The following is a 13,812-nucleotide window of genomic DNA, read 5'->3' as shown; positions in this document are numbered from 1 at the left end:
GTTTCTCATGGATAGATTGAATAATCTAAAATTGCACTTCGAACAAGATGGCTCACTTAGAGACATTATCGTCACTTCAGAGTCAAAAGATTCATGGGGCTTATTTTTGTCTGCTCTAAAATCTTCCGTATATTCCCATTCGTTTAAACATGGGGATATTAGCTGTTCTTTACCTGAATCTATTAATGCAATTTGGAGCTTACAAAATACTGAGCCTACTTTACTTACTATTCAGGTCGGTGAATTACTAATTAATTGTCATATTTTTCAAAGCTATGAAATCGAATTCGATTTAGACCCTAAAGATGTAAATTCTCAAAATGACTTTGCTGTTTTACTTAACTTCTTATTGTGGTTAAATAAATCAATAAAATGCAGCGTTGTATTGACTCGCGAAAATTCTAGAAATGAAGTCATTTTTAGCGTTGAGTAAAAACGTATAACAAGCTAATTAATAAGGACAAAAACAGTTGGCTGTTTTCGTTTCTCAACATTTTAGCCAACTTCAATTTGCCATTAACAGGGCGTTAGCACTCTAAGGTATGCATGAGCATTTCATTAAAAGTATTGTTTATTATTATTTTTGTTAATTCTGCCAATGCGATTGCATGTATGGGGCGGATTTTACCGGATAAGAATTTTGATGTTTATGAGACTATATTTATCGGTGAAGTTACAGGTGTTCATTTAACACAATATCAAGAGCGAATGGTAAAGGGGTTAAAATCTGACGAAGGATTTACGGTTTGGACAGATACAACTCCTGAATATGAGGTAACAGTTCTTCCTCAACGTTTGAAAAAAGGTTCGGCGTCTGAAGTTGAAACATTAAAAATATCAGGGTGTGGGCTTCCAGAGCCTAGAGTTCGTCAAACAGGCTTGTTTTTTGTTAAACCAAACGGTCATGTTAATGTAATTTATAACGGCGAAAGCTATAACTATGAAGATTATATCGACGAAGTCGGTGCTTATTATCGTAGTGCAAGAAAAAGGTTGAAAGTTAATCGCGGTTAAAGTGCTAACAAGCCACTCAAGCGGGAAAAATAACAGTTGGTTTTGTTCGTGCCTCACAATCTATAGTCAACTATTTTATGCCATTTAATAGCGGCGTTAGCTGCCAAGGATAATTCTTAGCTTTGAGTGAAGAATCAATAAAAGTTGTGAGTTACAATCCAGCGTGGATTGGGATGTACGAATCTGAGAGGGATTTTTTATATTCACTGCTTGGTGATTATATTCAAGGTTCAATTGAACATGTTGGTAGTACATCGGTCGTTGGTATGGTCGCCAAACCAATTATAGATATTATGGTTGGTGTAAAATCACTTGACGCTTCTAGTGGTGCAATTAAGTTTCTTTCTAGTAATTCATATTGTTACTATCCATATAAAGCTGATGTTATGCACTGGTTTTGCAAGCCATCACCCGAAATTAGAACGCACCATTTACATTTAGTGCCATTTAATAGTCCGTTGTGGGTTGAGCGAATAACATTTAGGGATTTGTTGCGTAACAATTCTGATGTGGCTTCTGACTACGCAAATCTGAAAATGGGCTTGGCCTACAACTATGAAAACGATCGAGAGGCTTATACACAACAAAAGTGGCCATTTATTAAAAAGCTTTAGAATTAATTGGTAAAGTTGGCAGATAACAAGCTGTTAAACAAGGACAAAATACAGTTGGCTTTTGTTCACTACGTTCACTATTTTAGCTAACAGTTTTTTGCCGCTTAGCGTGGTGTGATGTTTTTAAGTTTTATTCCTTACTATAATTAATATGAATTACGATATTTAAAGGTCAAATTTATGTACCATTTAACGTTTGAAGAAAAAAGTGCCATTAAATCGTCTTTTAACCAAATAGCAGCAAAAAATGTAAGTTTTGGAAAGCAATTCTTTATAACATTATTTGAAATGGCGCCTTTAGTTAAGCCTATGTTTAAAAAAGAAATTGGAATTATAGAAATTCACTTTTATGAAATTATTAGCACTGCCGTTTCCAAGATAGATAATTTCGAAGAGATTAAACCGGTGTTATTTGAACTAGGTAATAAGCATAAAGATTATGGCGCAGAAAAAACACAGTTTAACGTAGTAAAAGCTGCTTTAATCTTAACTATTCAATCTGAACTGAGACAACAAAGTAATGAGTTAATAGAAAGTGCTTGGGCTAACTATTATGATAATATCGCAGCGGTGATGATTGAAGGGCTTGAAAGTGATACTTAATTTAATAATTGTTAGTAGGCAGGAAACTTCTGTAAGTGTACCCAAAACATAACAAGCTAATTAATAAGGACAAAAAACAGTTGGCTGTTTTCGTTTCTCAGCATTTTAGCTAAAACTACCAGCAACTTAAGAGGGCATGCCGTGAAAATTTTATATTTTATTTTAATCGCTTTAATTTCTTTATTAAGTGTGGTTGCAGGGTTGGCCAAAGTGCTGCAGGTCCCACAAGAAGTACAGTTTCTACAAATGTTTGGATTTAATTCTATGTTGGTTATTTCTTACGGCGTAATTCAAGTTTGTGGCGGTATTTTATTGGCTATACCTAGAACGATAAAGATTGGGGCAACCATCACTATGTTTGCCTTTGGTTTATCAACACTGCTGATCGGTATTAATGGTGATTATATTTTTGCTTTAATTTCTTTATTGCCAATTGCATTAACAGCGTTAATATTTAAGCAATCAAGTCAATTGGCGGCGAAATAGAATATAAATTATCAAAAAGCCCAGCATTTGCTGGGCTTTTTTTATTGAGATGGTCGGAGTAGCAAGATTCGAACTTGCGACCTCACGTCCCCCAGACGCACGCGCTACCAAGCTGCGCTATACCCCGAAACGTAAGCATAATGGGGATAAACTTACCTTGGTTATATTAATGATTTATCGTCTTAATGCAATGAAATACCGCCAAAAAACCAGCAAATTAGACTTAAGTGATTAATTATTGTTCTTTCTTTGCTTGTTGGCTAAATTGCTTAATAAAATGTACGCCATCGATCATTAACGGGAAGTCTGCTTTTGCGGTTATAGGTGCCGCTAATTGAATAGAGTAGCTTTGAAAGTTACCATTTTGGTCAACAAACATTGATTTATCTTTATTAAAAACCACAATACCGTCATCCATAGTGTTAGCGATGATGCGATCTTTTTTAAGTCGTTTCATGTCACTACCATTGCTATAAGTCATTGGCTCGATATTACAATTTAACCAGTGCTTAATAAGGGTTGGTTGAACGTCCATATGGCTTGTTAGTTTATCAATAGTTCTGTTTTTACCTTCAGGTAAAATTAACAATGCTGGTTTAATTGATAGTGACGTATCTTTGGATTGATTGCCTATCGAGCTTATCCACAGTGTATCTTTTTGTTGTTTTTGGTTTTGTGCTGACATTAATGCGTCTAAAAACAGCTCATACTGGTAGCTATCTTCTCCGTTAAAGTAAAATACGTGAAGACCAGGAGCATAGCTATTAAGTTTATCGGCGAAAATCAAACTAGAAATATCTGCCAAGTTATTTGTTTGTGGGAACAACGCAGCTAAATTTGTTGACTCAATAATATTTGAAGTATCACTTTGCTTGCCAATTATTGTGAACGACTTTGCCAAGTTTTTCTTTTCTAAAATTTGAAATAACAACGGCATACTTGCTTGTTTTAACACATCACTTTTATAGATGCTGGGTAAGCTATAAAACAGGTTAAACCACGCATCTTTCGGTAACGCGTTATCAACGTGATTATCAAGGGAAACCTTGCCGTGCTTGGCTCTTTGCTTAATTTTATTTAATTGTTGGCTGTTTAATGTTTGGTCGTTTAGCACCATAAAAACAGACTGTGTTAATGCCGCATCATTAGGACATTGTCCTTGATATTGAGGGTATTGCGGCACAGCATCAGTAAACGCAAGTGAGTTTGTTTTACGGGCAATGTAGTCTACTTCATCAAACATGCCATATTTAGTTAATAAGGTTTTTGCGGTTGATGGGTACGATAACGGTAAAACTGTGTCTTGACGTAAAATATCGTATTCTAAATTGGCATCAGCCCATATATGAACAATGTGACTGAAGAAGAAAAACACCACTAATGGAATAACAATAAAGCGTGCAAATATGGTTTTTTGTAATTCTTTTAAATGCTTCCAAGCATAATTAGAGGCAAGTAATTCAAACGATAAAATCACCATACACAGCACTAAACTGACGAACCAAAATATACGACTATTTTGCTGAATTTCGTTCGTTATCAGCTCTAAAATAGGTGCGCTTGAAGAAATATTTAAGTGGTAACCTAATCGGCTATAAATAAAGGCATCAAGTAATAGTAATAAAAGTTCAACAGTAAAAACGATGGAAGCGACAACCCGAATAAAGCGTGTTCGAGGGAATAATAAGGTGATCGGGAATAAAATTAGCACAAAACTCATAAAGGTTAAAAATGCCATATGGCTTAACCAAGTAGTGGCTAAATACGTTTGCCCAAGCAAGGTTTCTGGCATTGCTTCGTTAAATATATAAATTGACGATAATAAAATCGCCGCAATTATATTGAAAAAAGTGAACCAGTGGCTCCAGCTAATTAGCTGCAATAGGCGCTTACTATAGGGTTTTGATTCGAATGAAACCATTGCGTCGTGTAATTCTCTTATTATTGTTTAATTGTCGCTTTTTATTATATGTACAACTTATACGTTTTATTCAGATTTTTGTATAGATTGTTTTAATGCACTGATAAAATTGTTTACTATAGTTTCTCGTTGTTGCTCTGGCACATTATTATTAATAATTTCTGTCAGTGTATTTCCTAGACACATCAGCGCTAGATCAGGGGTTGCAGACTCGTTTACTAAAACATCATGCAAATCTTGAATAATTTTTTCTACACGTTCGTTGGAATACTTGGATACAATAGGCATCTTAAACACTTAATTGGTAATTTGATAAACATGACATAAGTTTATCAAATGCCTGAACAATATAATACTGACCTTTATCTATGAGTTTAATAATTTCGAATATTGCACTGCATTTTTTAACAAAAAAAGAAGAAACCGGTGAAGTTGTACTCAGGTTAGGGCCTGAAAACATTGCAGCTAGCAGCAAAATCGAGAATTTTGTTGATGCCTTACATAAAATTTATAATAGCAAAGGTAGTAAAGCGTACGGTCATTTTTCATCGATGCCAGCAGAGGGCGACAGTGCTCGCTTTGTTGATATTATGGAAAGTTATTTAGGCGATGTACAAAGCTTCTATCAATTTAGCAGCCAGTCAGCCAATTTACTAAAAAATGAAATTGAAAAGTATGACTTAGCAGAAACCGGTTATTTAATCATTTGTCATTATGAATATATGGGTGGCCGTTATTTATTAGCAGCAATAATTCCAATTTCCGAGCATTACTCGGTTGATGGCGAACTTAATATTTCTGCAGACCAACATTTAGACACCAACAAATTACAATTGGCCGCGCGTATCGATTTATTTGATTATCAAGACAATGCAGACGGAAATCGTTACATCTCGTTTATAAAAGGACGAGCAGGGCGCAAAGTGTCAGACTTTTTCTTAGACTTTTTAAGTTGTGAAGAAGGGCTTAATGCCAAAGAGCAAACTCAAACCTTAGTACAAGCGGTTGAAGATTATGTTGCTGTTAATCAGTTTGATGCTAATGAAAAACAACAAACCCGCAAAGAATTATTAAATTACTGTAAAGAGCAAAAAGAAACTGCACAAGATGTTTCCTTGCAGGAGTTAGGCGATGTTATTAAGTCAGAAGAAAGTGGCAACGACTTTTATAAATTCTGCCAAGAGCAAGCTTACCCAATAGAAGAGTCATTTCCGCATGACCAAGCTGTTGTTAATAAAGTGACAAAATATTCTGGCTATGGAAACGGTATTAGTTTGAGTTTCGAACGCAGCCATTTTGGCCAAGATGTGGTTTACAATCCTGCAAATGAAAGCATTACCATATTTAAAGTACCGCCAAATTTAAAAGATCAATTACTAGCACTTATTGAAAGCAACAAAGCAGCTGAAAATGGTGCTATATCGTCGCCAAGCGATGAAGGCAATAACGAGTTTTAACTTTAGACCGTGACCTTAAGAAACAAATTTAGAGGTTATGTAAATACATAACCAGCAGATACAAGATTATATTAGGAAAAAACATGACTACTATCACCATTACTCGCCCAGACGATTGGCATGTACATTTACGCGATGGCGCATCATTAGCTACCACAGTGCCTGATATCAGCCGTTATTTTGGCCGCGCTATTGTTATGCCTAACCTAGTACCACCAGTAACGAACGCGGCGCTAGCAACCCAATATCATCAGCGTATTATGGCAGCTAACCCAAGTAAGCAATTTCAGCCGTTAATGGTGTTGTACTTAACCGACCAAACCACAGCAGAAGATATTAAAACAGCAAAAGCCTCTGGTATTGTATATGCCGCTAAACTTTATCCTGCTGGTGCTACAACCAATTCTTCGTCAGGTGTTACCAGTGTTGATAATATCGCTTCGGTATTAGCAGCAATGGAAGAAGAAAATATGCCTTTGTTGATCCACGGTGAAGTAACCGATCACGATATCGATATTTTCGATCGTGAAGCGGTATTTATTGATACAATATTACGTCCGTTAGTAGCAAGTTACCCAACATTAAAAATTGTTTTAGAGCATATCACTACCAAAAATGCTGTCGATTTCGTCAAAGAAGCAGGTAGTAATGTTGCAGCCACAATTACTGTACATCACTTATTATTTAACCGTAATGACATGTTAGTAGGTGGTATTCGTCCACATTACTTTTGTTTACCTATTTTAAAACGCAATATTCATCAGCAAGCGTTAATAGAAGCAGCCACTAGCGGTAATGAAAAGTTCTTTTTAGGCACAGACTCAGCGCCGCATCCTCAGCACGCTAAAGAGTCTGCTTGTGGTTGTGCCGGTTCGTACACCGCACACGCCGCTATTGAACTTTATGCAGAAGCTTTTGAACAAGCAGGAGCGCTAGACAAGTTAGAAGCCTTTGCCAGCTTAAATGGCCCTAAGTTTTATAACTTACCGGTAAACACAGACAAAATAACCTTAGTTAAAAACGAATGGTCGGTACCTGCCACAATGGCGTTTGGTGACGATGTAGTAGTGCCAATTCGTGCAAACGACACCATTGCATGGCAAGTGAAGTAGTAGGGGCGTTAAATGCAGTTATTTGTAAATGACTTAACCGTTATCGATTTTTCATACTGTTGCAGTAAGCGCGGTATTGTTGGTGAAAGCTGGATTGTGGATGTGCTACTAGACGGCAGTTTAAATGAAATGAGTATGGTGCTTGATTTTGCCGTTGTTAAAAAGCAAATCAAAGCCATTATTGATGAAGCTGTTGATCATAAACTGTTACTACCAATGCAAGATGACTCAATTGTTGTAAGCGATTCCGTTGAACGCGTTGGCCATGAGTTTGTCGATTTTACATCACAACAAGGCGGCTACTTTTTACAATCACCGGCTTGTGCCTTTGCCAAAATTGATGCTAAACACATTGATATTGCTTCAGTGACAACACATTTAACTGCAATTATTTTGGCTGAGCTACCAAAAAATGTGCAAGGGTTAACCTTGAATTTACGCCCAGAAGTTATTGACGGAGCGTATTATCATTACACCCATGGTTTAAAGTTACATGACGGTAACTGTCAGCGAATTGCCCATGGCCATCGCTCGAAAATACAGATATTTAAAAATGGCCAACGCTCAACTGCTTTGGAAGAAGTCTGGAGTTTACGCTGGCAAGACATATATTTAGCCAGCGAAGCAGATCGTATTAATGCAACTGATATTGAATTATCGACAAATGCTAGAGAGAATTTGACACCCGATCACCAATTATTTTCTTACTTTGCACCACAAGGGCGTTTCGATATAGCCGTGCCAGGAAAAATACTTGATGTTGTTGATTGCGACTCTACCGTAGAGTTATTGGCTGACTTTATTGTTCGCCAGCTTAAAAAACAAGCACCAAATGATAGTTTTAAAGTTATCGCTTATGAAGGTGTAGCTAAAGGAGCTATCGCTAATGGCTAAGTCTTTGTCTAAGTTATTAAAAATATCTTTAATAGCCAGTCTAGGTTTTGGCCAATTTGCGAGCGCAGAAGAAAAACTAAGCGAACAGTTTTTTCAGGGGGCGCTAATTGTTGGAAAAACAGCGCCAGAAAATAAAGTATTGCTTAACGGTAAAGCGCTGAAAGTTTCCAGCAACGGCGACTATGCTCTTGGCTTTAGCCGTGACGAGAAAAACAATAGTGAACTCATAATTGTTAAACCTGACGGCTCACAAGAAAAACGCCTGTTAAAACCGCTAAAGCGCGAATATAACATTCAAAAAGTAACCGGCATTTCTAAAAAAATTATGAATCCCAACAAAAAAGCAATTGCACGCGTTGGTGAGGATAATAAAAAAATTAGAGCAGCCCGAGCAATTGACAGTGATTTAACAGCGTTTGCCGAAGGTTTTATTGCGCCAATTGACGGTACCATTACCGGTGTTTACGGTAGCCAGCGTTACTATAATGGTGTTCCTAAAACTCCACATTATGGTTTAGATTATGCTGGTAAAACGGGTGACCCAGTTAAGGCACCTGCTGATGGTAAGGTACTGATGTACGTACCCGATATGTTTTATTCAGGCGGTACTATGATCATCGATCATGGCCACGGTGTAAGTTCAACATTTTTGCATTTAAGCGATTCTTATGTCAAAGTTGGTGATAAAGTAAGCAAAGGACAGCTTGTTGCAGCCGTAGGATCAAGCGGAAGAGCGACCGGACCACATTTAGATTGGCGTATTAATTGGTTTAGCATGAGGTTAGACCCCGCGTTAGTGTTGAAACTTAAGCCTTTGAAATAGTTAACATTTACCAAAGGCGATGATAGGTAGTCAATGAAAAATATCCTTATCGCCTTATGCTTATTAACGTTAAGCACTATAAGTAATGCCGAAGATCTCCAAGTAGGTTGGGAGCTTTGGTATCCATATCAGTATCGAAATAGTCAGCAAGAATTACTCGGCTTAGATTTTGAAATTTTCAATGCCATAATTACCCAAGCAGGTTACACCTCTCAATACACTGAATTACCCTGGAAACGTCACTTACATTATATAAAAACCGGTGAAATGGATGTTGCTATGGGGGCATCGTTAAGCGAAGAAAGAAAACGTTACGCAACGTTTACTCAACCGTATCGCACAGAAACCATCAAATTATTTGTTCGAAAAGGCCAAGCACAAAACATAAGTTTAAATACGCTTGCCGATTTAGCGCATAGTAATTATATGATCGGCATCGAAAGTGGCTATTACTATGGCGACGAATACAAAGCATTAATGAAGACTTTGGAATTTCAAGAGCATATTATTGAAGTTGTTGATATTGAAGAAAACGTTACCTTGCTTTTAAAGGGCCATATTGATGGATTTTTGGTTGACCCTGCAACCATAAAATCGTTTGCAAATAAATATCAAATGAATGGCGAGTTCGAGCAGCACCCACTTAATATTTATCAATCAGATATTCATTTAATGTTTAGCAAAAAAGCAGTCAACCCCGAAATTATAAAAGCTATCGATAATGCGATCAGTGATTTAAAACAATCTGGCAAGCTTAACCGCATAATCAATAAATGGAGCCAACTAAAGTAAGACTAAAGCTAAAGCATTATTAAGCACTGTTTTGTAAAATTGTCTCTTAAACTGCTGAAAGCATACAAAAAATGACACGGTCTAGTTAAACCTAGTTAAATTTACTGAACTCCTTTCTATGGCAAGTATTTAAAGCCCGTTACCATCGCCGATATTAAGGCCGTCTTTTTTTTCCGCAAAAATCACACCTAATATATGTAACGGGATAAGAAAAATTAAGGCATAGAAACCATAAACATGCGCAGTAATAAAAGGTTTACGTAATGCTCGCATATTTTGATAGGCGCTTTCATCTACATTTACTTTTGAATAAGGTTTAATAACGCCAACATTATTTTTATCAATCGCCATATTTTCTGGAGTAGGGGCATTTTTTCTACTGAGAGATATACATCAACGAACAGAAAATTTTGCAAGCTTGCAGCAAAAACTGCTTATTTCTGATGATAAATTAAAAATATATCGGCTGAAATGAAAAATGCACGTCATGAATATAGTGAAGTTATTTGTGAGCAATGTGAACAATGTCAACTAACACCAAGTGAGCAGCAAGTTGCTATGCTTTTACTTAAAGGCTTAAGTTTCAAAGAAATTGGCAGTGTACGTAATACCAAAGAAAAAACGGGACGTCAGCAAGCATCTATTATATATGGCAAAGCAAATGTTGAAGGCCGATACGAATTTGCCGCATGGTTTCTAGAAGATTTTATGTAATTTAAAAATGACGTAAATTTAATAATTCTAATGCGCCTTCTGTTATAATCCTTATAAAACAATTCGCCTTTTCAATTAAAGAGACAAAAAGAAATTAGTCATCAATCACCTTTAGTAACCGCACAAGTTACAAACAGCCAATTAAAAATTGCCACCTTCAATTTATTTAACTACCTTGAGCCTCCAAACGCTTTTTACGAATTCGAACGAATTTATAGTGCCGAGCAATGGCAAAAAAAGCAAAATTGGATTGCTGATTATTTACAAAAGCATCAGCCTGACATTGTTGGCTTTCAAGAAGTGTTTAGTGCCAAATCTCTACAAAAACTCGTTGCTGAGCAAAGTTATCAATATTTTTCGGTAGTTGACAAGCCACAAGTAATTGACGACTTTATTTATAAAAAGCCAGTAGTTGCCATAGCTTCTCGTTATCCTATTATTGAAACGGCAGCGGTAAAGCCAAATATAGAGCTAGCACAAACCTTAGGGTTAAACAGTAATTTTGCCTTTAGTCGACAGGTATTAAGAGCAACCGTTGATGTGCCTCATATTGGCCATTGCGATTGTTATGTGGTGCACTTTAAATCAAAACGCTCAATGCTTGAACATCTTGAACCAAAAGGCCAATCAGCTGAAAAAACTATTGTTGAATGCTTAAAAGCACAAGTTGCAGGGGGGTGGGGCTCTAGTATTCAACGAGGCAGTGAAGCTACGCTACTAATGATAGAAATGATTTCTCGGCGAGAAACTACCAACAACCCAATAGTATTAATGGGCGACTTCAACAATAGCTTAACAGACGGTGTATTAAGCCACTTACTGACTAATACCCTACGCTTTGTTTCAAGTATTGATCGCGATGCCTATCTTGCCAAATACTGTTTGCACGATGCGTGGGATTTATTTGTTACAGGGCAAATAAATGAAGGAAAAATAAGCCAGCGAGAAGCCCTTGAACGTACACCAAGCCACTATTTTGGCTCAACAAACTCGATTCTCGATTACATTTTATTGTCTTGTGAATTTGATGCTAGCTATCACGACAGTCTTTATCAAGTGAGTGAGCACCAAACCTACGATCGCCACCTTATTAACCCTATTTTTGATCGTGATGGTGAAAGCACCGACCATGGTATTGTTAGCGTAACGTTAACCTTAAGATCTTAATAATGGCGCTACTGCCAATAGATTTTACTAACCCAACTAACCACAAATAGGCTAAAATAGTTGGCTATTTGTATCTGCTTTGAACCTTAATATTAATGACTTCTGCTACTATGCCAACTAACTTTGAACAGCTTTGCCTTATTTCCCCGATATTGGATCGACTAGCTGAATTAGAATACAAAACGCCAACTCCAATTCAGGCACAAGCCATTCCAAGTATATTGCAAGGTGAAGATTTAATTGCGGGGGCAAATACTGGCTCAGGTAAAACAGCCGCTTTTGCCTTGCCAATGTTACAGCAGCTAGCAAAAAGCACGCTAACAAAAAGCAATAATCAACAAGGCAACTTTGTATCGGGTTTAATTTTAGTACCAACACGAGAACTCGCGAAACAAGTGGCAGATAGCATAAAATCTTATGCAGTACATTTTAACGGTGAAATAAAAACCACCGTTGTATTTGGTGGCGTTTCGGCTAATACGCAAATGCTGGCATTACGCGGCGGCACTGATATTTTAGTGGCAACACCGGGTCGGTTACTTGATTTAGTTTCTAGTAACGCCATTAAACTTAACAAGGTGAAAACCTTAGTACTTGACGAAGCCGACCGCATGCTAAGCTTGGGTTTCACAGAAGAATTATCAGAAATATTGTCGTTATTACCTAAGCAAAAACAAACTTTATTGTTTTCGGCAACTTTCCCTGAGCAAGTACAAGTATTAACGCAAGAACTACTGAACGAGCCTGTTGAAATACAATTACAAAGTGCTGAAGCTAGTACCTTAGTACAGCGTGTTTTTACTGTTAATAAAGGTGAGAAAACCGCGGTACTTGCAGATATGATCAAGCAACAGCAATGGCGACAAGCACTTGTTTTTGTTAACGCAAAAAACAACTGCAATCATTTAGCTAAAAAGCTGTCAAAGCGCGGTATTATTGCAGAAGTATTTCATGGTGACAAAGGACAGGGCGCTCGTAACAGAGTGCTCGATGGATTTAAATCAGGTGAAATAGATGTACTAATTGCCACAGACATTGCCGCTCGCGGGCTTGATATTGAAAAACTGCCAGTGGTAATAAATTTCGACTTACCAAGAAGCCCTGCAGACTACATGCACCGCATTGGCCGAAGCGGTCGTGCCGGTGAAGTGGGTTTAGCTATATCACTTATCGATTATAAAGATTATCACCACTTTAAAGTTATCGAAAAGAAAAACAAAATAAGACTTGAACGCGAACAAGTTGTTGGGTTTGAGGTTGATGAAATTATCACCCAGGCGCATATAGAGGCAAGCAAACCAAAAGCAAAACCTGCGGGCACAGGCAAGAAAAAAGGTAAAAATAAAACCACAATAAATGCCGATATTTGGTTGAATAATTCATAAGTTGTTTTTGGTAAAATATGTGGTTGTGCGAGAGTTCAAACTAGAAAAGGCAATACTCGTTCATTTTAAATAAAGGTTATGGTGAGGCTTAAAAGCCCTTATTAAATAGGTTACCAATAATGCTAACTATAGTTCTATATAGTTCTAGTTGACTAAGGTCAACTAGTGGGCCTATTCAGATTCAAAAAGGCAAGGTTAGTAGTAATATAATTGTCCTTTTACCAAAACCTAAGTAGCCACCATGATAGTTGATCTAAATAGCCGTTACGGCTTAAATCCTGCCCACAGCGAAGTTGTTGAAGCCTGCAAAATTATAAAACCGTGCGATACCCTAGATATGGGCTGCTCAAACGGTCGTAATGCCATCTACCTTGGTCAACACGGTTATAATGTTACAGGCATAGACGCTAACCCTAGCGCTATTGATATGCTAAAAAGCATTATTAATGAGCAAGGTTTTAACAATGTTAAAGCGAAAATATACGATATTAACAATGCCAATCTTAGCGAAAATTACGGCTTTATTTCTTGTACCGTCACCCTAATGTTTATTGAGCCGTCTCGCGTTGAAGCCGTTATTGCTGACATGCAGAATTCTACTTTACCTGGTGGTTATAACCTCATTGTTTGTGCTATGAATACTGAGCAGCATCCATGCCCAGCACCATTCCCATTTACCTTAAAAGTAGGGCAGCTGCGCGAAGCGTATCAAGGCTGGGAAATGATCAAATATAATGAAGATGTTGGTACTATGCACAACGGCGCAAAACTACAGTTTGCAACTATGCTAGCGAAAAAGCCTAGCTAAGCAATTTAAGTGGTTCAATACG

Annotated in this window: 17 protein-coding genes and 1 tRNA gene; 14 read left to right on the top strand and 4 right to left on the bottom strand. The window is 37.2% G+C overall.

Annotation, left to right across the window (positions count from 1 at the left end):
• The first annotated feature begins 7 nt into the window (after positions 1–7).
• The 5 genes from AC27HL_RS15330 to AC27HL_RS15310 all read left to right on the top strand — a co-directional run bounded on the left by AC27HL_RS15330 (position 8) and on the right by AC27HL_RS15310 (position 2,717).
• Positions 8–433 carry a hypothetical protein gene (locus AC27HL_RS15330; RefSeq protein ID WP_487081917.1) on the top strand — a complete coding sequence of 142 codons (426 nt, stop codon included), beginning with the start codon at positions 8–10 and terminating at the stop codon, positions 431–433.
• Between the two features lie 113 nt (positions 434–546).
• A complete protein-coding gene (locus tag AC27HL_RS15325; RefSeq protein WP_487081916.1) occupies positions 547–1,014 on the top strand; it encodes a hypothetical protein in 468 nt (155 codons plus the stop codon).
• A gap of 122 nt (positions 1,015–1,136) precedes the next feature.
• Positions 1,137–1,628 carry a GrpB family protein gene (locus AC27HL_RS15320; RefSeq protein ID WP_487081915.1) on the top strand — a complete coding sequence of 164 codons (492 nt, stop codon included), beginning with the start codon at positions 1,137–1,139 and terminating at the stop codon, positions 1,626–1,628.
• 180 nt (positions 1,629–1,808) lie between these two features.
• The gene (locus AC27HL_RS15315; protein ID WP_487081914.1) at positions 1,809–2,231 is read left to right on the top strand and encodes a globin domain-containing protein; all 423 of its coding nucleotides are present in this window, start codon (positions 1,809–1,811) and stop codon (positions 2,229–2,231) included.
• A gap of 141 nt (positions 2,232–2,372) precedes the next feature.
• Complete coding sequence (locus tag AC27HL_RS15310) at positions 2,373–2,717, top strand: hypothetical protein (RefSeq protein ID WP_487081913.1); 345 nt, start codon at positions 2,373–2,375, stop codon at positions 2,715–2,717.
• 50 nt (positions 2,718–2,767) lie between these two features.
• On the opposite strand, the gene AC27HL_RS15305 is transcribed toward AC27HL_RS15310, so the two are convergent.
• The 3 genes from AC27HL_RS15305 to AC27HL_RS15295 form a co-directional block, all read right to left on the bottom strand.
• Positions 2,768–2,844: transfer RNA gene (locus tag AC27HL_RS15305), tRNA-Pro, on the bottom strand.
• A 108-nt stretch (positions 2,845–2,952) separates the two neighbouring features.
• Complete coding sequence (locus AC27HL_RS15300) at positions 2,953–4,638, bottom strand: DUF3413 domain-containing protein (protein WP_487081912.1); 1,686 nt, start codon at positions 4,636–4,638, stop codon at positions 2,953–2,955.
• A 66-nt stretch (positions 4,639–4,704) separates the two neighbouring features.
• On the bottom strand, positions 4,705–4,926 hold the full coding sequence (locus AC27HL_RS15295; RefSeq protein WP_487081911.1) for a YejL family protein: 222 nt from the start codon (positions 4,924–4,926) through the stop codon (positions 4,705–4,707).
• 80 nt (positions 4,927–5,006) lie between these two features.
• Here AC27HL_RS15295 and yejK point away from each other — a divergent pair, with 80 nt between their 5' ends.
• The 5 genes from yejK (at position 5,007) to AC27HL_RS15270 (ending at position 9,716) form a co-directional block, all read left to right on the top strand.
• Positions 5,007–6,095 (top strand): nucleoid-associated protein YejK, encoded by a 1,089-nt coding sequence (gene yejK, locus AC27HL_RS15290; protein ID WP_487081910.1) that lies wholly within the window; start codon positions 5,007–5,009, stop codon positions 6,093–6,095.
• Between the two features lie 83 nt (positions 6,096–6,178).
• Positions 6,179–7,207 (top strand): dihydroorotase, encoded by a 1,029-nt coding sequence (gene pyrC, locus AC27HL_RS15285; protein WP_487081909.1) that lies wholly within the window; start codon positions 6,179–6,181, stop codon positions 7,205–7,207.
• A 12-nt stretch (positions 7,208–7,219) separates the two neighbouring features.
• Positions 7,220–8,101, top strand: coding sequence for a 6-carboxytetrahydropterin synthase (locus tag AC27HL_RS15280; protein ID WP_487081908.1), 882 nt, complete (start codon positions 7,220–7,222; stop codon positions 8,099–8,101).
• Positions 8,094–8,924, top strand: coding sequence for a M23 family metallopeptidase (locus AC27HL_RS15275; protein WP_487081907.1), 831 nt, complete (start codon positions 8,094–8,096; stop codon positions 8,922–8,924). Before AC27HL_RS15280 ends, AC27HL_RS15275 begins: the two co-directional genes overlap by 8 nt.
• 33 nt (positions 8,925–8,957) lie before the next feature.
• Complete coding sequence (locus AC27HL_RS15270; protein ID WP_487081906.1) at positions 8,958–9,716, top strand: substrate-binding periplasmic protein; 759 nt, start codon at positions 8,958–8,960, stop codon at positions 9,714–9,716.
• A gap of 129 nt (positions 9,717–9,845) precedes the next feature.
• Here AC27HL_RS15270 and AC27HL_RS15265 read toward each other — a convergent pair whose 3' ends face one another.
• Positions 9,846–10,067, bottom strand: coding sequence for a hypothetical protein (locus tag AC27HL_RS15265; protein ID WP_487081905.1), 222 nt, complete (start codon positions 10,065–10,067; stop codon positions 9,846–9,848).
• Between the two features lie 120 nt (positions 10,068–10,187).
• Between AC27HL_RS15265 and AC27HL_RS15260 the strand changes: the two genes are divergently transcribed.
• The 4 genes from AC27HL_RS15260 to tehB all read left to right on the top strand — a co-directional run bounded on the left by AC27HL_RS15260 (position 10,188) and on the right by tehB (position 13,790).
• Positions 10,188–10,430 carry a helix-turn-helix transcriptional regulator gene (locus AC27HL_RS15260; protein ID WP_487081904.1) on the top strand — a complete coding sequence of 81 codons (243 nt, stop codon included), beginning with the start codon at positions 10,188–10,190 and terminating at the stop codon, positions 10,428–10,430.
• A gap of 93 nt (positions 10,431–10,523) precedes the next feature.
• Positions 10,524–11,597, top strand: coding sequence for an endonuclease/exonuclease/phosphatase family protein (locus AC27HL_RS15255; RefSeq protein ID WP_487081951.1), 1,074 nt, complete (start codon positions 10,524–10,526; stop codon positions 11,595–11,597).
• A 95-nt stretch (positions 11,598–11,692) separates the two neighbouring features.
• Positions 11,693–12,982 (top strand): DEAD/DEAH box helicase, encoded by a 1,290-nt coding sequence (locus AC27HL_RS15250; protein WP_487081903.1) that lies wholly within the window; start codon positions 11,693–11,695, stop codon positions 12,980–12,982.
• A gap of 241 nt (positions 12,983–13,223) precedes the next feature.
• Entirely contained in the window at positions 13,224–13,790 is a 567-nt protein-coding gene (tehB, locus tag AC27HL_RS15245) for a tellurite resistance methyltransferase TehB (protein ID WP_487081902.1), read from the top strand.
• The last annotated feature ends 22 nt before the right edge of the window (positions 13,791–13,812 follow it).

It is taken from the genome of Colwellia aquaemaris, from assembly GCF_057548755.1.
Note: the sequence above shows the minus strand (reverse complement) of the source record. Positions and strands in the feature narration are given on the sequence as shown.

Coding starts and splice junctions, on each gene's coding strand:
- AC27HL_RS15330 (WP_487081917.1), top strand. CDS start 8: ATGGATAGATTGAATAATCTAAAATTGCACTTCGAACAAGATGGCTCA.
- AC27HL_RS15325 (WP_487081916.1), top strand. CDS start 547: ATGAGCATTTCATTAAAAGTATTGTTTATTATTATTTTTGTTAATTCT.
- AC27HL_RS15315 (WP_487081914.1), top strand. CDS start 1,809: ATGTACCATTTAACGTTTGAAGAAAAAAGTGCCATTAAATCGTCTTTT.
- AC27HL_RS15300 (WP_487081912.1), bottom strand. CDS start 4,638: ATGGTTTCATTCGAATCAAAACCCTATAGTAAGCGCCTATTGCAGCTA.
- AC27HL_RS15295 (WP_487081911.1), bottom strand. CDS start 4,926: ATGCCTATTGTATCCAAGTATTCCAACGAACGTGTAGAAAAAATTATT.
- yejK (WP_487081910.1), top strand. CDS start 5,007: ATGAGTTTAATAATTTCGAATATTGCACTGCATTTTTTAACAAAAAAA.
- pyrC (WP_487081909.1), top strand. CDS start 6,179: ATGACTACTATCACCATTACTCGCCCAGACGATTGGCATGTACATTTA.
- AC27HL_RS15280 (WP_487081908.1), top strand. CDS start 7,220: ATGCAGTTATTTGTAAATGACTTAACCGTTATCGATTTTTCATACTGT.
- AC27HL_RS15275 (WP_487081907.1), top strand. CDS start 8,094: ATGGCTAAGTCTTTGTCTAAGTTATTAAAAATATCTTTAATAGCCAGT.
- AC27HL_RS15270 (WP_487081906.1), top strand. CDS start 8,958: ATGAAAAATATCCTTATCGCCTTATGCTTATTAACGTTAAGCACTATA.
- AC27HL_RS15265 (WP_487081905.1), bottom strand. CDS start 10,067: ATGGCGATTGATAAAAATAATGTTGGCGTTATTAAACCTTATTCAAAA.
- AC27HL_RS15260 (WP_487081904.1), top strand. CDS start 10,188: ATGAAAAATGCACGTCATGAATATAGTGAAGTTATTTGTGAGCAATGT.
- AC27HL_RS15250 (WP_487081903.1), top strand. CDS start 11,693: ATGACTTCTGCTACTATGCCAACTAACTTTGAACAGCTTTGCCTTATT.
- tehB (WP_487081902.1), top strand. CDS start 13,224: ATGATAGTTGATCTAAATAGCCGTTACGGCTTAAATCCTGCCCACAGC.